The sequence below is a fragment of the Anaerobacillus alkalidiazotrophicus genome, from assembly GCF_001866055.1.
On the sequence record NZ_MLQS01000001.1, the window covers coordinates 1,364,666 to 1,390,490 of the forward strand.

Annotated in this window: 20 protein-coding genes and 1 pseudogene; 13 read left to right on the forward strand and 8 right to left on the reverse strand. The window is 36.7% G+C overall.

The genetic code is table 11. From position 1 onward, the window contains the following. Positions 1-186 precede the first annotated feature (186 nt). On the reverse strand, positions 187-780 hold the full coding sequence (locus BKP45_RS06605; protein ID WP_071388862.1) for a hypothetical protein: 594 nt from the start codon (positions 778-780) through the stop codon (positions 187-189). A 777-nt stretch (positions 781-1,557) separates the two neighbouring features. Between BKP45_RS06605 and BKP45_RS06610 the strand changes: the two genes are divergently transcribed. The 3 genes from BKP45_RS06610 to BKP45_RS06620 all read left to right on the forward strand — a co-directional run bounded on the left by BKP45_RS06610 (position 1,558) and on the right by BKP45_RS06620 (position 4,649). Then, positions 1,558-2,766, forward strand: a complete 1,209-nt coding sequence (locus BKP45_RS06610) for a zinc-ribbon domain-containing protein (protein WP_071388863.1) — start codon at positions 1,558-1,560, stop codon at positions 2,764-2,766. A 12-nt stretch (positions 2,767-2,778) separates the two neighbouring features. Continuing rightward, positions 2,779-3,912: a S1C family serine protease gene (locus tag BKP45_RS06615; protein WP_071388864.1), complete on the forward strand. Its 1,134-nt coding sequence runs from the start codon at positions 2,779-2,781 to the stop codon at positions 3,910-3,912. A gap of 68 nt (positions 3,913-3,980) precedes the next feature. Beyond that, the gene (locus BKP45_RS06620) at positions 3,981-4,649 is read left to right on the forward strand and encodes a hypothetical protein (RefSeq protein WP_071388865.1); all 669 of its coding nucleotides are present in this window, start codon (positions 3,981-3,983) and stop codon (positions 4,647-4,649) included. Between the two features lie 395 nt (positions 4,650-5,044). On the opposite strand, the gene BKP45_RS06625 is transcribed toward BKP45_RS06620, so the two are convergent. Together BKP45_RS06625 and BKP45_RS06630 are read right to left on the reverse strand one after the other, a co-directional pair. Continuing rightward, the gene (locus BKP45_RS06625; protein WP_071388866.1) at positions 5,045-5,842 is read right to left on the reverse strand and encodes a c-type cytochrome; all 798 of its coding nucleotides are present in this window, start codon (positions 5,840-5,842) and stop codon (positions 5,045-5,047) included. Between the two features lie 88 nt (positions 5,843-5,930). After that, positions 5,931-7,379 (reverse strand): alpha/beta fold hydrolase, encoded by a 1,449-nt coding sequence (locus tag BKP45_RS06630; RefSeq protein ID WP_071388867.1) that lies wholly within the window; start codon positions 7,377-7,379, stop codon positions 5,931-5,933. A 218-nt stretch (positions 7,380-7,597) separates the two neighbouring features. Here BKP45_RS06630 and BKP45_RS06635 point away from each other — a divergent pair, with 218 nt between their 5' ends. The 5 genes and pseudogenes from BKP45_RS06635 to BKP45_RS06660 all read left to right on the forward strand — a co-directional run bounded on the left by BKP45_RS06635 (position 7,598) and on the right by BKP45_RS06660 (position 14,043). Next, entirely contained in the window at positions 7,598-10,453 is a 2,856-nt protein-coding gene (locus tag BKP45_RS06635; RefSeq protein ID WP_071388868.1) for a hypothetical protein, read from the forward strand. A gap of 119 nt (positions 10,454-10,572) precedes the next feature. Further along, positions 10,573-11,394: pseudogene (locus tag BKP45_RS06640) on the forward strand (IS4 family transposase). A gap of 722 nt (positions 11,395-12,116) precedes the next feature. Further along, a complete protein-coding gene (locus BKP45_RS06650) occupies positions 12,117-12,419 on the forward strand; it encodes a hypothetical protein (RefSeq protein ID WP_071388871.1) in 303 nt (100 codons plus the stop codon). An 80-nt stretch (positions 12,420-12,499) separates the two neighbouring features. After that, positions 12,500-13,351: an IS1096 element passenger TnpR family protein gene (locus tag BKP45_RS06655; RefSeq protein ID WP_071388872.1), complete on the forward strand. Its 852-nt coding sequence runs from the start codon at positions 12,500-12,502 to the stop codon at positions 13,349-13,351. Positions 13,352-13,422: 71 nt separating this feature from the next. Next, positions 13,423-14,043: a hypothetical protein gene (locus BKP45_RS06660; protein WP_071388873.1), complete on the forward strand. Its 621-nt coding sequence runs from the start codon at positions 13,423-13,425 to the stop codon at positions 14,041-14,043. A 58-nt stretch (positions 14,044-14,101) separates the two neighbouring features. Here BKP45_RS06660 and BKP45_RS06665 read toward each other — a convergent pair whose 3' ends face one another. Beyond that, positions 14,102-15,583: a L,D-transpeptidase gene (locus BKP45_RS06665; RefSeq protein WP_071388874.1), complete on the reverse strand. Its 1,482-nt coding sequence runs from the start codon at positions 15,581-15,583 to the stop codon at positions 14,102-14,104. A 150-nt stretch (positions 15,584-15,733) separates the two neighbouring features. Here BKP45_RS06665 and BKP45_RS06670 point away from each other — a divergent pair, with 150 nt between their 5' ends. Beyond that, a complete protein-coding gene (locus BKP45_RS06670; RefSeq protein ID WP_071388875.1) occupies positions 15,734-16,462 on the forward strand; it encodes a nucleotidyltransferase family protein in 729 nt (242 codons plus the stop codon). Positions 16,463-17,119: 657 nt separating this feature from the next. Here BKP45_RS06670 and BKP45_RS23250 read toward each other — a convergent pair. Further along, complete coding sequence (locus BKP45_RS23250) at positions 17,120-17,242, reverse strand: hypothetical protein (protein WP_281243126.1); 123 nt, start codon at positions 17,240-17,242, stop codon at positions 17,120-17,122. A gap of 288 nt (positions 17,243-17,530) precedes the next feature. Here BKP45_RS23250 and BKP45_RS06675 point away from each other — a divergent pair, with 288 nt between their 5' ends. From BKP45_RS06675 to BKP45_RS06690, 4 genes are all read left to right on the forward strand, one after another. Then, positions 17,531-18,733 (forward strand): ABC transporter permease, encoded by a 1,203-nt coding sequence (locus tag BKP45_RS06675; protein ID WP_245747406.1) that lies wholly within the window; start codon positions 17,531-17,533, stop codon positions 18,731-18,733. Between the two features lie 2 nt (positions 18,734-18,735). Next, a complete protein-coding gene (locus BKP45_RS06680; RefSeq protein WP_071388877.1) occupies positions 18,736-19,950 on the forward strand; it encodes an ABC transporter permease in 1,215 nt (404 codons plus the stop codon). Continuing rightward, positions 19,947-20,636 carry an ABC transporter ATP-binding protein gene (locus BKP45_RS06685; protein ID WP_071388878.1) on the forward strand — a complete coding sequence of 230 codons (690 nt, stop codon included), beginning with the start codon at positions 19,947-19,949 and terminating at the stop codon, positions 20,634-20,636. The genes BKP45_RS06680 and BKP45_RS06685 overlap by 4 nt, the downstream gene beginning before the upstream one ends. A gap of 94 nt (positions 20,637-20,730) precedes the next feature. Then, a complete protein-coding gene (locus BKP45_RS06690) occupies positions 20,731-22,032 on the forward strand; it encodes a hypothetical protein (protein ID WP_071388879.1) in 1,302 nt (433 codons plus the stop codon). A 133-nt stretch (positions 22,033-22,165) separates the two neighbouring features. On the opposite strand, the gene BKP45_RS06695 is transcribed toward BKP45_RS06690, so the two are convergent. The 3 genes from BKP45_RS06695 to BKP45_RS06705 form a co-directional block, all read right to left on the reverse strand. Continuing rightward, positions 22,166-23,293 carry a CapA family protein gene (locus BKP45_RS06695; RefSeq protein ID WP_245747389.1) on the reverse strand — a complete coding sequence of 376 codons (1,128 nt, stop codon included), beginning with the start codon at positions 23,291-23,293 and terminating at the stop codon, positions 22,166-22,168. Positions 23,294-23,360: 67 nt separating this feature from the next. Next, complete coding sequence (locus BKP45_RS06700; protein WP_071388880.1) at positions 23,361-24,113, reverse strand: ZIP family metal transporter; 753 nt, start codon at positions 24,111-24,113, stop codon at positions 23,361-23,363. 189 nt (positions 24,114-24,302) lie between these two features. Then, positions 24,303-25,520: a M20 metallopeptidase family protein gene (locus tag BKP45_RS06705; RefSeq protein WP_071388881.1), complete on the reverse strand. Its 1,218-nt coding sequence runs from the start codon at positions 25,518-25,520 to the stop codon at positions 24,303-24,305. Positions 25,521-25,825: the final 305 nt, after the last annotated feature.

Consider the following 25,825-nt stretch of genomic DNA (forward strand, 5'->3'; position numbering starts at 1 on the left):
ACTTGATAAACAAAAAACTTCAAGAGGTTCACACAATTCCATCTCCCCTATAGTCAAATCTTGATTATATTCTTGTTTCCATTCTTCTAAAGTATTGTTTTACTAATTATTTGATATTCAACTATATGGCTAACTTTAGCCCAATAAGAAGGTGCGCGACCTTTGTTAAATCAACGTACCCTTCGTTTAATAAGAAACTACAAAATACCAATTTTTATCTAACTTTTTGATTTCTTTAATATCCCCATTAAAATCATCCTGATTTGGCTTTCTATCCTCTGGTGAATAAATAAAACCAGAAAATCCATCCAATACTCCACGGTGAGTAAAGAATAAAACGGAATATTGTTTATTCTTTTTTTCAATAAATATTTGTCCACCACCCTTGGACAATTTTTCATACTTTTCAGGTAAAAGGATGGCAGAAGGGTTATTCGGAACATTTGGTTTTAATGTACCGTTTATCACTAATTCCACCACTTCTTCGCGTTCTAATTTATTCATTTTGAAATCCAAATCTAACATAACTTCAGTAAAGGGAAAGAACAGCCATATTATGATAGTTATTAACTGAATGGCAAGTGGTTTCCAATCCTTATTTTTAAATAAATTCATAACGGTCATAATTGTAATGACAATAAAAAATCCAAATACCACTAACCAAATAGGTATCATTAAAAATTCAGTGATTATATCAATCAAATTCCATTGAAAAAATGCAATTAAAATAACCAATACACTACTAGCTAATGCAAGAAATAAAAGTCGATTTCGTTTCAAGTTTTTCACTCTCTCAAAATAGTTTGTTTTTTTAAAAAATCATAACAATACCAGTGGTGTTATGTGGCAATTCTTCATCATCATCCTTGTTAGTGGAATAACACTATTTTTATTATATTTTAACATAAAATCCCAATAACCCTACTAAGAAGTTTTAACAATGGAATTGGTAACTCTATTAGCAACACTTCTAGCAATTATTTTGTAAGGACGACAATAATTATTGTAACTCTGTTAATTGATATGATAATTAAGAAGTTATTTGACTTGTTAAATCATTCAAAGTTCTTTTATACCAACGAAAAATGGAGTATAAATCAATATGTTAATTCATATTTCGAATGAATACTCCTGCAGTTTAATTGAAGCAAAAGCGATTTTTAGTTCTATGTATTTCAATAACTTTTTATAGTATCCCTCTCGAGTCGTCCAAAAATATAGATGACTCAAGAGGGCGTATTGTAATTATTTTAGGGCTTAGTGCATTGCCAACACTCGAATTTTGTCAAATTACCTGAAAAAAGCACTATTTTTTTTGGTTCAATTCCCATATGATTAAAGGTGGGTCTTTTTAGGGATAAGTGTATAAAATTCTGAAGTTAAAAGCTGTCAAGCGTAAGCGCGTGGCGCTTGTCTTGTCTAGCTCCAGGCACCATCGGCTCGACCACTTCAGACCTTCTCTTTCGGTCAAAAACCGATCGCTACGAGTGGGTTTCCCAGTGTTTGTCGCCGGTAGGTGGGCGCCTTACGCTTTTCTAATGAAAGGAGGAGTATTGAATGTTATGTTCTCAATGTGGAAACAAAATATTAGTAGATTCCAAGTTTTGTAGTGAGTGCGGACATCCTACCCTACAAAAGGAAGATAAAGATGATACTCAAGAAATGGTTATAGAAGAGCAGACGACGATTACCGAAGCTCGGGATCAAGAGGAAAACATAGTAGAAAAGAAGCGTTGGTGGCTTCTAGCTTTGCCTCTTACAGCCTTATGTTTAGGGGTTGCCGCTGTAGCTCTCATTTATTATATTGAAACGAACCAAAATGACAAAGCAACTGCCTATATTTCTAATGCCCAAGGCTTTGCGCTTGAAGGAAAGTGGCAGGAAGCTATTGAGAATTACGACAAAGCCCTTAGTCTTCATCCAATGAATAAAACGATCATTAGTGAGAAGGACATGATAAGTTTCGCATTGTCCGTTGAAGAGGATATTGATAGAATTCGAGAGTATCTTGAGGAAAAAAACTATGAGGACGCAACGAAGCTAGTAGAAGAGGTTCAACAATCGTTAGATCATCAAAATGGTAAAGTGATTGAGCTTTTACGTGCCAAAGTAGCAGATGAATCGATGTTGTTAACAATTGCTAAAATAGAAAAAGAGATTCCTTCAATGAATGATTACAATGATGTCGTCTATAATCTTCAAGTACTTTCTGGACTGCCCAAAAAAGAAACAGAGCCGACTCGTCATAAATTAAATGAAAAAATGATTGAGATCATCAAAGCTGAAGTAACTAGTCTTTTAAATAATCATCAATTCAGTGATGCATTTGCTGCTGTAAAAAAGGGATTGGTTCACCTAGCTGAAAATGATCAACTTCAGTTATTAAAAAATGAGATTGAAGATAAAAAAATTGAATTTGAACAACAAGAACAAAAACGTATACAACTTGCCAAGCAAAAAGCAGCTGAAGAAGATCTTCTGAACAGGACAGCCGCCATTGAAATGACTGACATTGAGGTTGAATTAGATGAATGGGGTTATACCATTTACGGTACAGTTATATCAAAAGGTACACGTCCTCTTTCCAATATCGCCGTTCATTATACGGTTACAGACGAAGATGGGTCTTACGTAACAGAATCTTCGGTTTATACAAATCCAAATATTTTGTATCCAGGTGAAAGTGCTTCTTTTAGTATGCAGCATTTCGGAACGTACGATTACTTAGACGTTCAAGCAGATCAAATTACATGGGTTATTGAGTGAAGGGAGGAATGAATGGTGAATAAACGACGTGCGATGCATTTTATAAGTATAATCTCTACTATAGTTATTATTATTATTTCTATTTTTAGTGGAATAGCTGTCAAAAGTTATGTCGAACGTTCTTTTACCGTCTCTTCTGTTTTAATTGAGGAACCTGATGCCGAAGCGGTACCAGCTTCTACCGTACCTCGAGATTTAAAGGATATTATTCACGAAACACAGAAGAAAGTCGTCAATATAGAAACAGATAATGGATTTGGTTCTGGCTTTTTATATACGGAAAATGGAGATGTTGTCACAAACGCACACGTTGTTGCTAATGTGAAGGAGGTTCATGTGAAAACATCTGACGGTCGCTCGTATCCAGGAACGGTGATTGGGATTAGTTCGACATTGGATCTAGCGGTTGTCCGTGTCTCTGGCTTAAAAGGAAACGAACCACTGACTATACACGAAAAGCGAGCAGAGATTGGGGATGAGATTCTAGCATTAGGAAGTCCACTTGGCTATCAAAATACGGTTACGACTGGAATTATTAGTGGTGTTGATCGTAATTTTGAGATTGAACCATTTCATTTTGAAAATGTCTACCAAATATCGGCGCCAATTGCTCCTGGTAACAGTGGTGGCCCTCTTGTAGAAGCCACAACTGGAGAGGTATTTGGGATCAATTCAGCTGGAGCAAATCAAGGGAATATTGGATTTAGCATTCCAATCATTGACGTCGTTTCAGTGATTGATGATTGGATAACGAATCCACTTTCAGAGTTACCGACGATTAATCTTTCTTCTGATGGTTATGAAGACATTCAATTTTCAGAGGAAGAGCTTGCGGGCTACATCGTTTCCTATTTTTACGAGAGCCTTTCTCAAGGAGACTATGTGACGGCCTATTCGTTATTAGGTTCAGAATGGCAAAAAGACATGAGCTACGAATCATTTCGTAACGGCTATCAAAACACACTGGCAGTATCATTAGACGATTTAACCGTCGTAAAAAAAGACGATGGTTATGAAGTCATTGGTTTTATCTCAGCACTCGAACGACAAGAATCCTTATCCTATCAATCCTATAAAGTAACCTACTTTATCCGCTACGAAAACGACCAACTAAAGATCATCTCAGGAAAAGGAGAGAAAGTGTAGGGGTCAGACCCCCGTCACTTTAAAGCGTTAACGCAGTGGGGGTCAGACCCCAGAGAGGGGGGAGTACTTTGAAACGATCAATCATCTATCTGACCATCTTATGTTTACTATTGTTAGTAGGAACGATAATACTACTGATTCGCCCTGTTGAAAAAATAGATCCAACGCCAAGAGCCAACAAAGAAGTGGCCAGTCATTTTTGGTCTTCGTTTAATGAAATTAATTTTGAACTGACAAATGAAGGGATTTACATTGAGCAGTTTATAGATAGTGACAGATTGAACCAACTTGTTCAAATTTCAGATGATAACGGACCAAGTCAGATGGCCATTCAAGGTTCTATTGAAGCTGGAAAAGTTATAATCATAGCGAATTCGAAGCTACTAGCGTTTCCAACTCAATATCGTCTTAGCTATACTCCTTCGATCAAAGATGGAAGAATGGCTTTAACATTAGAAGAAGCGAAAATTGGTAGACTTCCGTTACCTATAAACATTGTAAAATCTAGGTTAGCAGGATTAAAAGGGCACTTAATTGAAAAAGACGTCGATGAAGACCTTGTGTTCACTGGCACACCTCGTGCCTTTGTTTTTCAAGAAGCAAAAATACAAGATGAATCTTTATTTATTGGCTTTCATATAAAAATAACTTCACTTAACGATTTAATTGAATTAGGTAGCTTTATGATCCCAGAGCAAATTATACAAGTGATCAGAAAGCATGTTTTAGGATTTTAGGGGTCAGACCCCCACTGCTTAGACCCCCACTGCTTTAAAGTGATAAAGTGAACCTGCAAATAGTGGAGAAAAGAAACCAGCCCACAATGTCCGGATTAGTACATTGTGGGCTGGTTTTACTTGCAGTATCAGAATTTCTAACTTTCTAGCTTGGAAACTGTCTAGCGCAAGCAGCCTACGAGTTCGGTCACTTCAGTCAAGCAATGGAATTCAATTACTGCTTGAGATCCTTCGTAGATTAGCTTCATGTAGCTTTGCTTCGAGGAAGCTTGCTACGAAGCTCTACTAGAAGACGTGATCCTCACTGCATTACCGCTATAAAGTTATAGAATGTTGTAACTGGTATTACGATGCTTTTAAGATATGGACAGAGTATCTGTCCCGAGCACCCTAATTTAACGTCCATTGCTGTAATCGTACAAGTCTGGTAGATTATATAAATATTTACTCAAGGCAATGCTATTTTGTTCGTCTAGCATTCCACGAGGCATTGTTCCCTTTCCATTCATAATGATATCTAAAATTTCATCTTCGCTATACTTTTGATTTAAATTATATAAACTTGGCCCTGCCAAGCCTTGCCACGTACTTCCGTGACAAGCAATACATGTTTTATCAACATATTCAAATAATCTTTTTTCTTCTTCAGTAAAATAGAAATCAGTTCCTAAGTAACTTAAATCCATACCATCTTCTAAGTCAAAATATGAATCTTTTAAATTATTTTGTGCGTCATAGTTGTGAGGTTCATTATATATTTCATCATTAGTTATTAAATGACTATGTGCCTTTTCTTCTTCAGGATTATAATAGCTTGGGTCATACCATATCCATACTGTTGAATCGGGTAACTTACCGTAATTCACTCCGTTGTAGCTAACAATTGCAGTTTTAGGAAGTGCATATCCATTTAGATAGTTTCCTCTCATAGTTACTTCAACACTAAACCTTCTATCATTCGAGGGTTGCCTATACGTAATCGAAATATCTTCAAAATCTTTTATATAACCTGACTGTTTACGTGATATTACATAGTTATGTAACCAATCTTCATTAACGTAAAGTTCATTTGCTTGAAGATATGAAGTTATGTCATATGCTATTTCATCAACTTTAGGCTGTGCAATAGTATAATAGGTTATCCAACCTAAAATTTTAGATGCGGCAAATATTAGTAAAGAAATACTAAACAAGATTTTTAATGTAAACCAGATACTTTTTGTTATGAATTTCGTTCTCTTTTTTTGCTTTATCGCTTTAACGCGGCGGGGGTCAGACCCCCTAAATATACTCTAAACATTCAGTAGCTTGCAAATGTTCATTACGCTCCAAATGATAGGAGGAAAGGTTTTCAGCGAGTTTAATTAGCTGTTTTTGTAAGTTGTTTTTGAGAGTGAGTGCCCACTCGTCGTAAATTCCAGGTAAAATGTCTTTTGGCGCATTTATCAAAACTCGTTTAAACTGCAGATAATCACTGCAAATATCTTTTTCTTCCAAGTCTTTTATTTGATTCAAATAATTTACAAGATCGCACGTTATTTGTCCTCGTAAGTAAATATGCTCCTTGTCTGATTGCAAAAACTCCATGTTTTCTCTATTAACTAGTTTTTTTAAATGGTTTAAATATACACGTAAATCTCTTTTTGCAGTAACTAGGTCTTTTTCAGGCATTAAGTCATCACAAATTTGCTCTCTAACAACGGTTTGATGAAGAAGTAGATAACAAAATAATTTTTTGGCCATTCGTTGATTCCAACCTTTAGTGATGGGAATATCATTAATTTCGACAGAGAAATTATCAATAAGTTTCACTTCTATAACATTACTTTTTATTTCAGTAACACCGACTTGAACAAGCTGAGTTAAGTGTGTGCTAAGTTCATTTATGTATTGACTCGTATATCTATCTGTATTAGTCGTTTTATCCAAGTCTTTGAATATAAATTTTGTCATGCATTCTGTGGTTTTCATAGGTTGATCGAGAAAGGTCCCGTTAGAAGCATTTGGGATAATGATGTAATGATTATTTGGAATGGTATATGTCGCAATTCCAGTCGCTTTTGGTGGGAAAATAGGATCATATTCACCTGATAATAGTAATGTAGGGACCATCAGTTGAGAGACCTGTTCTAAAGTAAGGGTAGAGGGGATTAACTTTTCCCAATACTGAAAGTAAGTGTCAACAGTAACGTTAGAATAACATGATTTTAACAATTCAAGATCATTAGTATTTGTGTCCATCATGATTTTTGGTATTAAATACTCAGCTAGTGGTTGTAATGAGCCTAACTGTGACAGCTTCTTTCGATAAGAAAGGATCTGGTTGGTCACTTCTACTGGAAAATAAATTAATGTTGAGATAATGGTTAAGCTCTTGATTAATTTTGGGAATCGGTAAGAAAAGTACATCGCTAAATTCGCTCCAAGACCATGTCCTACAATGTGAAAATTATTAATTTTAAGTTCATCAACGAGATTTTTTAAATCATCAGTCAAGAGCTCCCATGATATTTCTTTATCTCCTAACTCGCTTTTGCCGTGTCCTCTTAAATCATATGTAATAACGCTAAAGCTCTCTCTTAATAGAGGAATAATTTTATACCAGTACCGTCTATCCATTCCTAATCCATGAACTAGTATTATATGTGGAACCTCCATACTAGTGCTATTTATACATGTATAGTGGCTATAGTCAAAGTTTTTATTGCCTACTTTATTTTTTTTCCTCATCAAAACTCCCCTTATGTAAGTGTGTGTAACATAAGTGTAACGCTTCAATTGATAAAATAAAATCAGTTTTTGGAATTTTTAATAAATCATACCAACTTTTTTACGGATTGGTGAGGGTTCTATGTGGAGAATGTCTTTGTTAGGACAATTTAACTATTTTTATGTTCGTTTCTATATCTAAAATTTCGTGAAAAATTTCAGTTCGAGGAGGAAATAGATTGAAAAGATTTAGTCGTGTTTTTTTAGCAATGTTAATAATGTTTAGTTTTTTGTTTCCGTTTCCTATAACCTTAGCACAAGAAACTAGTTGGCAAACGGCTTATAGGGAGTATCTTAAGGAGTACCTTGATCAAAATAGGCTAGATCAAATGATATTGGTTGATTTAAACAGAGATGGTATACCTGAACTTTTTGGTGGAAATTCAAGTATGATATCTTCGCCTGTGGAAGTAGCCATTACTTTTCAAGATGATAAGGTAGTAGAGTTGAACCATGACGGTAATGGAATTTCAGGTTGGGAAAGTACGATCGATTTTATGATTGGCTTACCGACTTTTGTAGGATTAGAGTTGTATCAAGATATAAACAGAAATGAGTATATATTCTTTGGGTCAGATTCTGTAAGTGGTGGTGATTCGCAGGATGGATGTACATATGAAATAAGTTTGGTGGATCATACGGTTTTTACAAAGGAAATCTACTGTGCGTCTGTTCCAAAGTGGGAATATGAAGAGGGAATAACAGAAACGTTTACGTTCCTTGGTTTAGAGGTAACAGAAGTGGAATTTGAAAGAAAAAGGTCTGATTATTATTCTACATTACAAGAAGTTGATCTTAAGCTTATTTCCACTGGATACGGTTGGATGTCAAACCTCCTAGATGGAGCAGAAATAGACTCGGCGATCAATCACTTTTTAAATAGTTATTCGAATAGCTTTAGTGAGGATCTATATTTATCTATGGCTTCAGAAGATAAGCTACGTTTGAATGAATTTATAAATCACTTCATACAAAATTTTTCGGAATTTGATATTACTAGATATGGTGATACTGATTTCCTTGATTTGGCGCTTTGGAATACTTTCACTAATATTTCACCAGTTGAATTTAACGAAGATCAACTAAAGTACCGACCGCTTTATCTTAAAGAGGAAGCTGAATATTACGGTTTTACAGAAGAAGTTGTTAATTGGCCATTTTATTTAATGTCTGCTAATGCGGTGGATGAGTATCTTACTGAGTTATTTGGAGTTGTTCCAGAAAAAAAACAAAAGTATAAAAGTGAAGGGTTCAATACTTTTTATTTTGAGGATGGTTACTATTTTTTTCCTGAACTGATGTTTGGTGGTGAGTGGACTGCTGTTTCTCCTCAGGTTGAGCATCTGTATTCGATCGAGGATGGATTATATTATCTAGAATATTCAATCTATGACTTTGCTTACTCTGACGATATAGATTTTTCGATTGAATTAAAGGAGAATTGGAGTCAAGAAAAAAAGCATAGTGCGTATAAGGTAAATAGTGGTTATGCGATTATTAGAGATGTGGTCATCGATGGAGTAGAAACTTGGAACTTAGTCAAATATGAATCCAATGATGCTGCACTGCTTTATGATGATTTAAAGCTATATCAACAACAACCATTACAAGAGTCAAATATAACATTTGATGATCCAACTGGCTCTACAGAGTATGTTACATATTTAGAAGAAGTTTTAGAGCAATTAAATGGGTCCGAGCCTAATCACCAAGGTAATAGTGCTATTACAAGGTTTATCGAATATTCGTTACAAAGGATTGCGATGGAAAATGTTACTGCCGAAGATAACCAAGTTTTCATAACAAAAGAGAGTGTTAGTGACGTTTTGGATCACGTACTTGAGGCCAAAAGTGATGTTGATAAAGTGTTAGAAGCATTTGCTATTACTTTAAATAAAAATGCTGATGTAGTACTAACATTTCATAGCGATAATCTAGATTTGAGTATGCCTGTAATTGTGAATTTTGACCAATCGATCGTCGAAAAAGCTGATTTGGTTGACCGTATTTTGGTTTCTTTAGACGGGAAAGGGGATTTTCTTTCAATATCAGTTGAAGACCTGAAAGATTTCGGTTCAATCTCTATTCAGTTTGAAAAAAGTTCGGACCAATATTTACTAACTTTTTTAGATGATTTTGGTCAAGCTGTCGACCGAATCGGTCATTCCCTGAGTTTATCTTTTCCGGCAGAAAATGAATTTTCTACTGTTTTTATGGAAGCTGGTGGATACAATTTGGGTGGTCGATATGATGAGGTATCTCAAACCATACAGATTTTGACAAATCTTTCTGGAGAGTATAGGGTATTACAAAATGAAGTGTCAATAAATGATATTGACCATCTCTCATTAGATATTCAAAAAGCAATCTATTTTATGGTATCAAGAGGTTATTTGACGCTAGAAAATGATCGTTTTAACCCTGCGGATAATTTGAATAGAAACGATTTAACGATGGCCTTGGTTAAGATGTTATATGCCTATGATAAAAACTTACAAACAACATACTCTGATGTTGAAGCCAATGATGAATATTATCATTATATAGCATCTGCACAAAATCAGGATATTGTTAGACGATTAGATGAGGAAACATTTAATGGATTAAGTTATATAGATAAAGAGGAATTTCTCGCTTTGAGTAGTCAAACATTGAGGAATAAAAAAGGATATGATTACCCAGAAGATCTAACCAATTATCTAGTTTTTATCGATAGCAATAAAATTTCTAATGACGTAGAACAAGAATTAGCATTAGCGGTGCAGAAGGGGTTAAATTCTAGCGGTGGTTTTCTAATGCCTAACAAAGAAATAAGTCGTAGTGAGGCAGCCTATGTCTTACATAAACTGTTTATGTTAATGTATGACACTCCATCAGCAGCAATCAATGCCGAGTTAGCAGCCACCCCTGCAAATGAAGCGACCGAAATAACCCAAGACCAAGAAAAAAGTAGTAAAGCTATATACTACATACTACTGATAATCATAGTTTTTATTATTTTTAGGGGTCAGACCCCCACCCCTTTAAAGCGTTAACGCGGTGGGGGTCTGACCCCAATGGCGTTATAAGTCAATGTTTATCGTTACTTCCTACAAAAGTATTTTCGTGTCCACTTCTAAATTATGGTAACGACAAGCTTGACGCAGATGCATTAATGAAAATATTTGTAGCTGCTCATCTAGACAACTGGAAATCTTATAGCGATATCGAAGAAAAACTTTATGCGAACCCGGATTTCTGTAAATCAATAAATCTATCAAGTATAAGTGGCTCTCAAATTAGTCGACGAATTAACGAATTGCCAACTGAATGGGCGCAAGATCTCTTCTTAAGAGTGGTTCACATTCTTCAAGATCTAACTAAAGGTTTTAAAGGCGTAAGCCCAGAAGTTGGACTACTAAAAATTATTGATTCTACTCATTTGAAGTTACCGCCAGAGTTATGTGACTGGGCTTACGTCACAAAAGGTTGGAATGTAGTTAAAATGCACACTCGGTTGGTTGTTGTTTCTGATGATACGTATTATCCAGATAAGATCGTACCTTTAACGGGAATTGTTAGTGATTTTGAGAGCGCTAATTTTCTTGTTGAGAAATCCGAAGCCACCTTTTTGGTGGATCGAGGATTTCCATCAAAGGAGAATCTTCAAAAGTGGTTAGAAGAAGGCGTTTTTTTCGTTGCTCGGATCACCAAAAGTCTAAAAGTGACCTCTCTAGAAGAATATGAAATTAGTCATCCGGCCATCATTAGAGATGCAAGAGTTTTGTTTGGCAAATCACAAAAACCTATTCGCTTAGTTGAGTTTAGAGATGAAGAACAATGACTTTATCGTTTAATGACAACTAGATGGGACCTAACCGGTGAGCAGATTATGGATCTTTATCGCTATCGTTGGATGATAGAAACGTTTTTCAGGTGGGTGAAACAGCATTTAAGCCTAGTAAGAATTTGGAGTACAAAGCCACAAGGAATGTAGAATCAAATGTTTCTCGCTTTAGCTGCCTATGGTTTGGCGTTGATTCTTCAGCTTCAAACCAAAACTTCGAAAACATTATGGTCATTTTTACGATTAATGAGAACATACATTACAAAACATGGAAAAAGTTTACTAGTGCACTATTTCGGAAGAAAAGTAAGACGTCGAGGGGGAGACAAAAAGTCCCTATCCCAAAGAAAAAGGAAACCGTCTTTCAAGGAACTGTTGCACTGATTAAATTAAAAAAGAATTAATGATCGTAAAACACAAGTGAAAAGGAAAAAAAGGAATTTACTTTTTGATTTAGAAAGAAAAACTAAATGGAAAAATATAACTTATTTTTATTTGTATTACATTGGTGCAACGCCAATGGGTCTGACCCCCGACGCTTTAAAGCGTTAAAAAGAACGAACCGCATCATTCGTGATTGCGTGTTCGTTCTTTCCGTTATGTAGAGAAGTTGAATTCACTCTAACGTGTTGGTCACTTAAGAAAGTGTCTAGCTTTTTTTCGATTATTTGCAGTAGAATGGGATAGGGGGAGTGAATTCAACTTGACTTAATTATGAGGGAGTTGGTGCGGTAAGGGTCTGAACCCGGTACTTCCAAAGGCCGCCTGTCAACTAATATGAATACATACAAAATGTTATCTAAGAAAACATAAAAACTATGAAAGCATTCTAGATAGTTTTTATAAAAATTAAATTGTAAGTAGGTTATTTCATGAAAAAAAATAAGTTATTTATAGAAAGTAAAAGTACTGTAGTAGAAGATTTTCAAACATTTTTATCCTATGTAGAATCTACCAATATAAAATTAACGAAGACAAAAGAGTTTTTATCGAAGAAAGATTTGAGAGCAATAAATGAACAGCTCATTGAACCAATTTTACCTATTACTGCAAAAGAACAGCAGATGGATTACCCTATATTCCATTTATTCTTTCATCTTAGTTTAATATTAGATGTATTACGTAAAGTGAAAGCACCAGGAGGAACGTATTTACATGTTCACAAAATCGTTTAGCTGAGTTTAAGCTGTTAACATATACAGAAAAATATGTTGCTTTACTCGAAGCTTTTTGGACAAAAGCAGATTGGAACGATTTGCAATGGTCAGAATATGGTGGGGCTCCCACAAATATTGATATTCTCTTCGAACATTTAGAAAAGTACCCAATTAACAAAAAAATCAATATTAAAAAGAAGCAAACATTATATTACTTACTAGATAATTTTAGACACTTCCTTAATTTTTTTCACTATTTTGGAATTTGGGAGGTCAAGTTACAAGAAAAAAAAGCTGATGCTTCATCTATTACAGCAAATTACAGAGCAAGTTCCATTGTCATCACTCCATTGTTTGCTCTTTTAAAGGATGCATTATACGATACATGGAATATGGATTCAGAAGTTGATCATTGGATAGAAGGTTTGGAGTTATTTAGTGTATTACTTGGCGAATCGAACGAACTTGGAAATTTAAAGCAAATTTTGTCTGAACAAAGATCAGATAATGAAATAAATGACGAGGAGGTATCGTTTTTTTCACGGTTGCAATCTTTATTTCCACCTGAAGATCTCTCGAAATCTTACGTATCCAGAGAGGACAACTATGTAGCTGGAAGATATCTCTTCAAAGTAACGCTCAATAAAAGGTGCTCGAAAACGGTAGAACTTTCAAGCACGAACACACTTCTTGACTTTCATAATTGCATTCAACAAGCCTTTGAGTTGAATGATGATCATTTGTATGCCTTTTATATGGATAATAATAAATTTAGTAGGCGATGTTACAACTCCCCAATGGATAACTACGGTCCCTTCGTACATGAAGTCGTAATAGGTATGCTTAATTTATATAAAGGCCAATCATTCCTATATTTATTTAACTTTGGAGATGAAATAGAATTCAATATTGATGTATTGAAAATAGAGAATGTGGAATTTGGGGTCTGACCCCCGGCGCTTTAAAGCGGTAATGCGGTGAGGGTCTGACCCCTTCCAAATTGAGTTAAGGGGGTAAATGTATGAATGGAAAAGAAATGACAAAAGAAGATGTACTTTTTTATTTGGATATGATCGGTTCAAGATATGGCCCAACTTACCAACATAAATTTGGTAACCAGAAGCCTTACTACCAATTGGTCAAAGAGAAAGATTCTGAAAATTATAAGACTTTTATTCGAGTGTATCAACATTATAGAGATCTGTTAGAGGAAAAACCAAAAATGATATTAGACTTACTTTATGGAGTTGAAAGTAAAGTTCATAGATTGAACGAAATAGGGAAACTATTAGGCATCTCTGGTAGGCGTGTAGCTCAAATAAGACACAAAGCTGAATATACGATTACAAAAGGGATTTTGAGATATTTAGCCAGTATAGAACCTAAAAAACCTAAAAAACCAAAAGAGTCGTTTAAAACTGTGATTGCGATACAACCTGATGAAATGTTAGTGAAGATGGGAAGAGCTATACGTTCTTACGAAGCTGTTGTTGAACATTACTTTAATGAGAAATACATTGATTATTATAAAAATCGTAAAAAGTTAGAAAGGTTACTTATCCATTTGTGGCAAGAAAACGAATTAGATCATCGTCAAAGAGCATTGGAAATTTTAAATAGGGATGATATAGATATTTATTAGCCTCCGGGGTCAGACCCCTGACGCTTTAAAGCGTTAGGGTAGTGGGGGTCTGACCCCACTACCCTAACCATTCAAAGATTGTATCTGTCGTTTGCTTACTATTCGGTCGATCTTCAGGTCGTGCGGAGTCAATGTAATTCGAAATGGGAATATAACCACTGGGTGTGGGGGAACCTTCAACGATTGTTACGTTTGCTCCTTTTGGAACAAAATCAAAGATCTCTAGCATATCATCATTAGATACGCGTATACATCCTAGCGATTTGAAGTCTGAAATAGAACTTTCATCATAGGTTCCGTGAATCGCAATATCGCCTAAGCCTAATCCTGCTGTGCCATATATGTCAGGAATTTCTCCTTTCGGTTCAATCACTCGATCAAAGACGGTAAATTCACCTACTGGAGTGGAGTTTTCCTTCCCTAACCCAATTTTTTTCTGAGTCATGATATAGGGAGAACTTTGAAGTATAAGAGTAAATGACTCTTTATCAACAATGACTTCAACTGGTTCGAAAGGAATTTGATAAAAATCCTGGTTGAAGTCAGAGGTGTTGGGGTAAAACATTGCTTCTAATTTGTTAGCCTTTTGGTCGTAAACCCAACCACCATCACCCGAAAACTCTGAGACAATTTGATTTGACTTAGTCATCGTTTCGTTTGGTATAAATGATAGATAGTTATTAGGAAAATCATTTGTAAGGTTGGTCACGTCGATTGGAGGCTTTCCTTTATCTTCAATATAGATTTGAAGTGCAGTTCTAACCAAATTTGTACTAAAAAAATTAGCTGAATAAAGATCATTTATCGCTTCGTTAAAATTTTTATTTAAAAAACGTATTTTTACCGATTGATCTAAGGCGGAGTTGTATTCGGCTATAACAAATGCACTTTCTCTTATTTTTTCATTTTTCAATGGTAAGGCTTGAAGGTGAAGTTTAGGATCAGTTGTGAGCACCCCGTACAACACTATATTTTGGTTAGATAGATTACCACTAAGGTTTACGGCTTGATCAAATAATGTCTTTTCAACCTCTTCAAATGGCGTGTCTATAGGAATATAGAAAACATAAGGAACGTCTTCACTTTCATAAACGACATCCATTCCGGTATCCCACTTTTTTGTAGTAGATGCAATGGCACTTAGTGAAGCTTTTCCAAATAAGATTACTAGTAAAAGTAAGTTGACGATAATGAGAAAAATGATTGTGGATCTTGCAAATAGAGGAGTCATTTTCGTTGGTTCGTCTTCTAAATAATGTAATGAAGTTACATTCATTTGATTTTCTAGAAGTTGAGAGGCTTTTTTGGCTTTAATGTAGAAGGGGGAATTAACATCAGCTGCTTCTTTATAATGATTGTAAGCTTTAACAAGAAACCCTTCTTTTTCATAGTGTTCCGCTAAGCGAAAGTGGGCCTCGGCGGTATTAGGACCGTTATAACGGATGATTTTTTCATAATAGTGAGAGTCATTCTTAGAAACATAAAGATTTTTATCTATTTTATCCAAATTTCGTTTTAGGTGGCTATCGAAGCGGCTCATGATGTCTACCTCCTTAAAAGATAAAAAAGTTCATTCATTACCTATTTTTATGGCGGATTAGGCCGAAATAGAACAGGGGGTCTGACCCCCGATGCGTTAAAGTGGTAAAGTGGATGTGTGTACAAACTACTTAGTAAGGATGAAGTTTAGATGAAATGTATAATATTAGCTGCGGGGTATGCTACTCGATTATATCCACTTACAAAAAATAAACCAAAGTCATTACTGAAGGTTGGAGAGAAACCAATTCTTGAACATATCCTTGAAAATATTACGAAAATTAGGATCATCGATGAAATATTCATTGTCACAAATGGAAAATTTTATCCTAGCTTTGTAAAGTGGGCTGAAGGTTTACGATGTATTAAAGCGATAAAGATCATCAATGATCAAACAACAACGAATGATAATCGACTTGGCGCAATTGCCGATCTTCAATTCGTGATTGAAAAAGAAGAATTGGATGAGGAAATCATCGTTCTCGCTGGGGATAATTTGTTTGAATTTGAATTAGTTAATTTTGTTGAGTATTATCACAACATGAAAGCTGATTGCATTACTACTCATGAATTAGATCATATAGAAGAACTAAAGAGCTCAGGTGTTATAGAAGTAGACGCCAGTGGGAAAGTCATTTCATTTGAAGAGAAGCCGAAACATCCAAGATCAAATTTGGCTGTACCGCCATTTTATATTTACCAAAAAGAAACTGTGCCATTGATCAAGCAGTACATCGAAGAAGGGAACAATCCAGATGCACCAGGTTATTTTATCCCGTGGCTTATTGCGCAAAAAGATGTTTATGCTTATAAATTTAAAGGATTTAGATATGATATAGGAACGTTGGAAAGTTACAAGTTGGTTCAGGAATTGTTTTAATTTGTTTGAAAGAAAATGAATCGAAAAGTTGTATGTAGAAGTTGAGCTTGATTTTGAATGCTCACTTTTCGATACTCATGCTCACATTGTTTATTCTAATCGTCAAAGAAACAAAGAAAAAGTAGCTGCCCAAACTTCGCCCAAAAGATAGTGGGTAGTTACTTTTTCTATTTATGTCAGCCGCTCTTCATACCGTATGTGGTGCATCAACTAGGCATTCGGATTGTCTAGTCTTTTTTACAGTATCAGAATTTATAAGTTTCTAACTTAGAAACTGTCTAGCTTCAGCGCCTACGAGCTCGGTCACTTCAGTCCTTTTCGGAAGCCAAAGAGCGGCTTCTGTCAAAGGCCGCCCCAGTGAAGCTACTACTTGGATTACTACGAAGCGGCTTTGCGACGAGCAAACGGAGTGGCACAGGAGCAGCTGCTCGTGACCAAGGCGCTTACGCTTTTCTTATGATTAATTATACATGAATGACATTAGAGTTAGCCCTCCGTAGCATAGGATGCATCAAGTCCTACCATGCTGATGCATATAGGTTGAGAGTTACAAGAGGATACAGGAATTGTTTTGATTCGCATTGTTATCGCATGTGCAATGGGTGGGTAGGGAGTTCTTATGACGAAAGTTTGAGTTTATGGAGCTTGAAAACAAACTCACTCCGAAAATAGTGATCTTAACTCTTCCAAATAGGCATTCATGTCTTCAATTTCTTCCGTTTCGTCTTTCGCATCTTCAAGCATAGAATTAATCTTTTCAATATATTCATATAAACTCATGTGTTCCATCTCCTTTTAAATGAAAATATGTAATCCTAATCTGTATATCTGAAATTTTCCATTTTGTTACTGTCATTTAGCAAAAAATTTCTTAGACGTTTTGTCTTCCTAGTTACCAGTGTTGCCAAAATAACAAGCTATTAAACTAGTACCTTGAAAAAAAAGTGAGGGGTCTGACCCCCATCACATTAACGCGTTAACGTAGCGAGGGTCAGACCCCTCATATTTATGCTATTATTAGAAAATGATAGAAAAATAGAAACTGATCTAGAGGAGTGAGTGTGGGTGATGAAGGGTTTTGTGTGGATACGCTATGAGCTTAAGAATATGCTAGCGGATGTGAAAGTAGTTGGTCTACTCTTCAGTGTTCCTCTTCTTTTGCTTTTTTTATTTGGGTATGTACTAGCTCCTTATTTTGTCGAGGATCGTCAGTTTGAAAAAATAGATTTGGCTCTGATCAATCAGGACAATTCTCAAGAAACCAAAATGATGATTCAACATTTTTTAAATAACGAATACGTAAAACGAAGTGTCGGACTTACACAGCTGCATGAAGAAGGGGCAAGGCAAATGCTAGCTGATGATAAAGTCTCGGCTGTTATCATTATTCCTGAAGGTTTTAGTCGAGATATAGAAAGGGGAATTAACACCCCAGTAACGGTCTTAGGAAATCCGACACGTCCTTTGCAGGCAGCTCTCGTTCGCACTCTCATGGAAAGTGGTGCCGATATGGTGACCGCTGCACAAAGTGGCGTAAACACGATCTATACGTATATGGCAAAAGCAGGTGTCAGCCAGGAAGAGCTACAGAGCGCTTTTCGCGAATCGGTGCTTCAATTCACGTTACAAACGTTAAATCGCCAAGAAATGTGGGAAAAAACAAGTGTCTCTCTGTACGGAGATGTGAGCATGCAGCAGTACTATCTCGTGACGATCGGGATTATCTTTGTCTTATGCAACGGCTTAGTAGGAGTAAGAATGGGTACGTCAGATAGCAGACTACTCGAGCGACGTTTACGTTCACAAGGGATCGGTAGTTTCCAATTCGTAATCGTACGCTGGATGACGCTATCGATCTTCGTTGCCATCCCGTATTTCTATTACTTTGGCATCCTCGCTTGGATGATGAGAGATTCATATCAAGGTGAAATCAGCTACCTACTCATCATGAGTCTCGTTTTTCCACTGACAGTGAGCGCACTGTTTACAACCGTTTTTACAATCCTGAGAAAAATGGCAACAATCAATCTAGTAAGCTTCGTACTAATTATCGGAATGTCCGTGGTTGGCGGAACGATTATTCCACTTGCATATTTGCCGCTTTGGGTTGAAAAATTTCAGTATATCTCTTTGAATTACTGGCTTGCACAAGCCATCCTTTCTTCTTTTTTTAATGGAGACGGCTTTTGGACTAGTTTGATCGTGTTAAATGTATGTTTCATTTCCTTACTTAGTATTACCGTCACTCTGCAACAAAGGAGAGTGGTGTAAGTATGTGGAACATTTTCTTTTCATCTGTTTCGTTGCGATGGAAATGGTGGGCAAAGCGTCCGTTGGAAGTAAGTGTGTTATTTCTAATTGTTCCACTAGCAATGTTCTTGTTGACGACGATCATTCAAGGTGTCGGACAAAAAGACGGGATCCCCATCGTTGTCGTTGATAAAGATCAAAGTAACTACTCGCAACTTGTGATAGAGAGAGTCGCCGAGCATCCCATTGTTTCGGTAGAACGTTCCGATGAAGAAGAAGCCATTCGCCTATTGCAAACCCAAAAAGTAGAAGCGGTGTTTATTTTTAACGAAGGGTTCATGGAAAAGCTGCATCAGGCCGACCGAAAGCAGTTACTTGAAATGCTACATACACCGTCTTCATTAGTAGCCGGTTTACTTACTGAAGTTTTTACAAGTGAAGTAAATCGACTAGCGAGTAATAGCCAAGCTGCTCACTATGTTTCAAGAAAATATGAAGAGTTAGGGCTAATTGAGATAGAAGAAAAGAGACATGAGACGAGCCTTTGGCAAGAGTCGTGGGAGCACACAGATTCCTATTGGGAGCCAGAGCCGTTGATGAGCATTCGTTATTTCGAGCTTGACCGGTTTTCACACATTGGGCAAAGAAATCAGATAGAAATTGAGAACGGCGGATTGGTTCGCTATGAACTGCAGCTATTGATGGGCTGGCTTAGTGCATTGTTACTGTTCGTGCTCATTTTTGTTGCTCAGTGGTTAGTCGAGGAGAAACAAAATGGTATCCTAAAACGTTTAAAAAGTACGGCTGCGTCTCCATTCTTTTATGTAATCGGTCATTCATTTCCTGCTTTTATATTTGCGTTCATTCAAGGGGGATTCACGTTCGTCATGATTTTTTGGCTGTATGACTTTGTGGTCCCATTAACGCTCGAATTATTAATACTTTTTTTCATGTATTTCGCGGCAGCTTTTTCACTAAGCCTCTGTATCGCAATTTTCGTAAAAACAACAGGACAATTACAGGCAGTAGGTATTTTTATCGTTTTACTTACAAGTCTAGTAGGTGGCAGCTTTATTGATTTAGGTGAATGGATTAGCTTTTTTAAGTGGCTTTCTTATGGTACCCCTCAGGGCTGGTTTTTACACGGCTTTAGAGAAGGCGCATTTGAACCGGCACTTTTCGGTTTTGTACTCTTATTTTCTTTTTTTAGTATAGGAAGGTGGCGAAAACAACTGTGATTCGAGTGGAGAATGTTAGTAAAAAAATTGGTTCTAAAATCGTGCTCGAAAACATTAACTTATTTGTAGAGAAAGGGGGGATTCTAGGCTTAGTCGGTCCAAACGGGGCAGGCAAAACGACGTTGCTTTCTGTGCTTAGCACAACAATCATGCCTGATGGTGGGGAAATATGGGTTGCAGAACATTCGCTAAGTCAAGAATTACAAGAGATCCGCAAAAAAATCGGCTATGTCCCACAAGAAATTGCCTTATACCCTTCACTATCGATTAAAGATAACCTAACATTTTGGGCAAAATTGACTCAAGTAAAAAATAGGAAAAGTAGGATAAAGGAAGTTGTTGAACTCCTAGGGTTAGACCACTATTGGCATGAGAAAGTAGAGCGATTATCTGGCGGGTATAAACGCCGAGTTAATATAGCGGTAGCACTTCTACATCAGCCACAAGTCTTGATTATGGATGAACCAACCGTTGGCATGGATTTATACTCAAAGCGGGAACTACTCCCTTTTTTAAAAAACCTTACAAAAAATGGAACGATTGTTATTTATACGAGTCATGATGTTGAGGAACTTCTATACCTTTCAGACAGAATAGCGATGCTTGAACAAGGTCAACTTGTCTTTGAAGGATCTGTGGAAGAAGCGAAAAAAGAGTTAAGTATTTTACAAGGGGTTATTGGGTAATTTAGAAAAAATTGTATTTTTTTATTCAGAAAACTATATTGTTTAATAAATTTGTAGTATGATTGTTTAGTAGAAAAAAAACAGGGGGTACGTAATGTTTAAATTTAAACCGTTTTTGTTGGTGGTATTAGTTGGACTTATGGCATTGCTTGCGGCTTGTAGTAGTGATTCCGCAAGTAACAAAAATCAGGATCCAAAAGAACTATTAGTGGATGCATTTAACAAGTCTCAAGAAATCGAAAGCTATGCTTTTGATGGTAGTTTTATTGTTTCATTAGATTTTGATGGCTTACCGTTAGATCAAGAAGAAATGGCATTTTTGGATGTTCTAAAAGATTTAACGATCAATTTTAAAGGTGCTTATCAAGAAGACATCGAAAAAATGGAGCTTATACTAGAAACTCAATTAAACTTAGGTGATTTAAGAACGACCTTAGAAGTTCCACTTCTTATTGAAGGAGAAAAAATCTGGGTGAAAATTCCTGCTGTACCTGGATTTATTCCAGATGAAGTAGCAGGGCAATATATCGAATTTGACTTAGAACAATTGGGTGAGTTTACTGGGGAAGAAATTCCTTCGTTATTTGATAAAGAAGCAGAAGAAAATCAAGCGGCTTTAGCACTAGTGCAAGATATCGTTGAAATCTTTGTTAATAACATAGACGACGAATTTTTTACAGTAACTAGCGATACTAACACAATAGTGACTACAGATTTTGGTGGAGATAGATTTTATGAAGTTATCGAAGGTGTCGTAACGAATTCATTACCGGAGCTTATTAGCTTACTAGAAAATGCAGAATATCTAGATTTACTAGGGTTGGCTCCAGCTGATTTAGAGGAGCTTAAAGCAATTGAAGAAGAGATCCCAGCAGAATTTTACGAAGCATTAGAAGAAATGAAAGAAGCTTTACAAGTGAATAAAGCAGAACTTGCTGTTCACATTGATAAGGATGGATTTATCTCGAAGCAAGATCTAGTATTTGGTGCTACATTTACAGATCCTGAAGAAGGAAATAGCGTAGGAATTTCGTTTACTACGACAGAAAATTACTATAACATTAATGAGGACCAAGAATTTACGGTAGAAACACCAGTAGATAATGTGTTAGATGTTATGGAATTATTCGGAATCTTTATGATGGGTGCAATGGGCTTTGATGAAGATTTTGATTTTGATATGGATTTTGACATGGATTTAGAGCTTGATCGAGTAGATGAGCTTCAGTTTTCACTATGGGAACAAGAATGGTTCCAAAACCCTGAAATCGAAGAATTATTTTTTACAGACGAAGACTTTTTCGATGCATTATATGATGAAGAAATTTTAGAAATGCTACTCAACGACGAAGAAGCACGCAAAGAATGGTTCAGCCAGTACGGCATTGAATTATAGGGGGTCTGACCCCCACCGCTTTAAAGCGGTAAAACATATGATCGAGTGGTGCCTGCGCACCACTCGTTTTTTATTTATGGGGGTCAGACCCCCGCTGGTTTAAAGCATTAAAGTGACAGTTCCTCAAAGTCCGTCACTCAACCTGAGTGTGTTCAACAATGTCTTCAAGTGTTGCCCCTGAAATAGATGGGCTATCTGCTTCAGACATTGGTACAACAAAGAAGCCATTCTTTTTATGTAGCACGAGAGTGGGCTCAATTTGTGGAGAATGAAGTGACACCGAACTTTTATCTCCTTCAATCACTTTAGTAACTTCCACAGTTGCCACTCCACCTATATCGGTATAATCAAAGTTTTGTCCTGAATAAAAGTTACCTAACGAGAAGAAAACGATTGTTTCTTGGTCGTTATCTTTTAGCCGTTCGATAGGTTGTAAGACATGAGGGTGGTGACCAAAAATAATATCAACTCCTGCAGCGGATAAGATTTGTGCGAGGTCGCGCTGTGTTTGATTAGGTTTACGTTCATACTCAGATCCCCAGTGCATATGAACAATGACGATGTCTACTTGATCTCGCAGCTTCTGAACATCGTCAACGATTCGTATTGGATCGATTAATGCTACTACATCTTCGTGACCTTGAGGAATAGGAATACCATTTGTCCCGTATGTGTAGGCGAGCACACCAAGCGAAACGTCTTCAACTGTTACGATGCGAGCATTATTTCTATCTTCCGTATCACGGTACATCCCAACATAAGGCATTTTAACATCGTCGTATAAGTAAATCGCGCTATCGATTGCTTTTATTCCTTTGTCTAGAGTATGATTATTTGCGCCAATCACCATATCGACTCCTAAACTTTGTAGATCAGTCACAATTTCTTGAGGACTATTGAACGTTGGATAGGTGGATAAGCCGATATCTACACCACCTGGTATTGATTCGATGTTTGCCATTAAAAAGTCAGGTGACTGTAAAAGGTCTTCAACTCCTTGTAACATAGGTATAAAATCATACCGCCCATTATCCACTTCCGCGTGTTGGTAAAGGCGCTTATGAAGTAATACATCACCAATCGCACCTACTGTAACGGTTATTTCCTTTTTTGTATCTTCTTTTACTTCAATGTAATCCTTCTCTTCAACTACCTCAGAGAAATCTTCAATAATTCGGTTATCCTCTTTTGTTTCATCAGTATGTTGACAGCCGATCATTAGTAATATGCTCATCAAAAGCACAGCCTTAAATAATTTCACCTAATACACTCCTTGTATGGGGGTCAGACCCCCACTGCTTTAAACCGCTAAAGTAACCCCTGATTCCCTACATATAATGTAGCCATAATGAGATGAAAACACCAATTGAGGTGACGAATCCGACGGTAGGTCCACCTTCTTTGTAAGCTTCGGGCATCATGGTTGAGGCGATCATCGCGATAATGGCCCCACCAGCAAAGCTACTGACGATTGCTTTGATACTATTTGGTGCATCATCCAAAAGTGTGGCACCGGCTAGGGCGCATAAAGCAGAAAAAAAGACAACGAGTCCCCACATCACTAAAATTTTCTTTTTTGCAAAGCCGCTTTGTCGTAGGCCTACCGTACTAGATAACCCTTCTGGAATGTTACTAATGAAAACAGAAACCACTAGCGCTAAACTTACTTTGCCACCACCGATTAAACTCATACCAATCATCGCAGACTCTGGCAGTGTATCCATAACACTCCCAATAAAAATACCCATTCCGGAAGTTTTCCCATGACTTTGCTGCTCAGAATCTTTGACAGTAGGACGTTGGGCTTCTTTTCGTTGATGCCCACCTTTATGCGAGATAAAATAGTCCAATATAGTAAAAAGTAGTGAGCCACCCAAAAATCCAATTGCTACTTCTATAAAACCACTAATTTCTAACGATTCTTGTAGCAGTTCATAAGTCGTTGCACCAATTAATGCACCAGTTCCTAAAGCCATAACATAGCCAATAATTCGGCTTGGGATGGAGAATTTCAATGCCAAAACTGAACCAAATAATGTTGCTGAAGCAGCGAAAGTCCCCCAAAAAAGGGCATTCCACATAGAAACGCCTCCTAAAATAAAGTAAAGTAGACGCCAAGAGGCTCTTAAGTAGTAAAACGTAAGCGAAAAAATTATAATATCTATCTTATTTTTAGTAATTTTTTAATAAATATACTTAACTCTTGGGGTCTGACCCCCACCACGTTAAAGTACTAAAGAAACCCCAGCTTGATACAAGCTGGGGTTTCTTTAGTTTGAATGTATATTTGTATCATCAGGGGTTGCTGAAGCTCCCTCTTCAAGGTAATCAACAGTGGCTTGTGCTAATACTCTTGCTGCAACTAACATGCAACGCTCGTCGATGTTAAATTTAGGGTGGTGGTGTGGATAAACGATGCCTTCATCGACATTCCCAGCGCCAGTAAAAAAGAAGGTTCCTGGTACATGCTGAAGATAATAGGAAAAATCTTCACCGCCCATCACAGGCGCCATTTGCTTTACATTTTCTTCACCCATAATTTGTTTAGCGCTCGCTACAAGAGAAGCTGTTTCCGAGTCATGATTAATGACAGTCGGATAGCCTTTTCGATATTTGAATTCATAATCTGCACCAGAAGCAATACAAATACCAGACACATAGCGTTCTAGCTTCTCGATAATATCATCTTGAACTTCAGGCTCAAACGTACGGACAGTTCCTTTTATTTTGGCAGTATCAGAAATAACATTATAAGCTTCGCCAGCATGGAATGAACCGACAGTTACGACCGCGGATTTCAGTGGATCGACATTACGGCTAACGATTTGTTGGAAATTTGTTATTAGTGTTGAAGCTACGACTATAGAGTCAACAGTTTCATGAGGAGCAGCACCATGTCCACCTTTTCCGTGAATTGTCACTTCAAATGAGTCAGCTGCAGCCATGATTGGACCGTAACAGAACCCAATTTCACCAATAGGCATTGTTGACCATATATGTGTGCCAAATACCGCGTCTACACCTTCTAAGCAGCCATCTTCAATCATTGGCTTTGCTCCACCGGGTGCCAATTCCTCAGCAAATTGAAAAATAAGTACGATATTACCTTGAAGAAAAGTTCTATTTTCTTGTAATACCTTTGCTAAAACTAATAAAGTTGCTGTATGTGCATCGTGACCACATGCATGCATCACACCAGGGTTTTGGGATTTAAACTCAACATTCGTCTCTTCTTGTATTGGTAAAGCGTCAAAGTCGGCTCTTAAGGCCACGGTTTTTCCAGGTTTTCCACCGTGTATGATACCAACAACGCCACGCCCACCCACATTCTCTTTGCATTCAATTCCTAAATCAGTTAAATACTGAAAAATCGTCTTTGCTGTTTCGACTTCCTTAAACGAAAGTTCTGGATACTGATGAAAATGGCGTCTAAGTTGAACCATTTCAGAAAATAAATCTTCTAATCTACGAATTACGTTTTCTACCACGGTACAATCCCTCTCTCTCACTGTCATATATACCCATCAATTTAAAAATATTTAGAATTTTTTACTCAATGATAACTTAAAAGTAGTGAAAATACAATTCGGGGGTCTGACCCCCACTGAGTTAAAGCGTTAAAGTGGGTTTGGCCGAGTGTTACTACCACACGGTCTACTCTTTGGGATGATTAACTCATGGAAACGGTGCAGCTATATAGTAGTTCTTTATTATTAAATATGATTGAAAAATTTTTTTAAACCTAAGAAGGAAATTACAATATTTTGTTGAATTACTAATATTGCAATGAAAC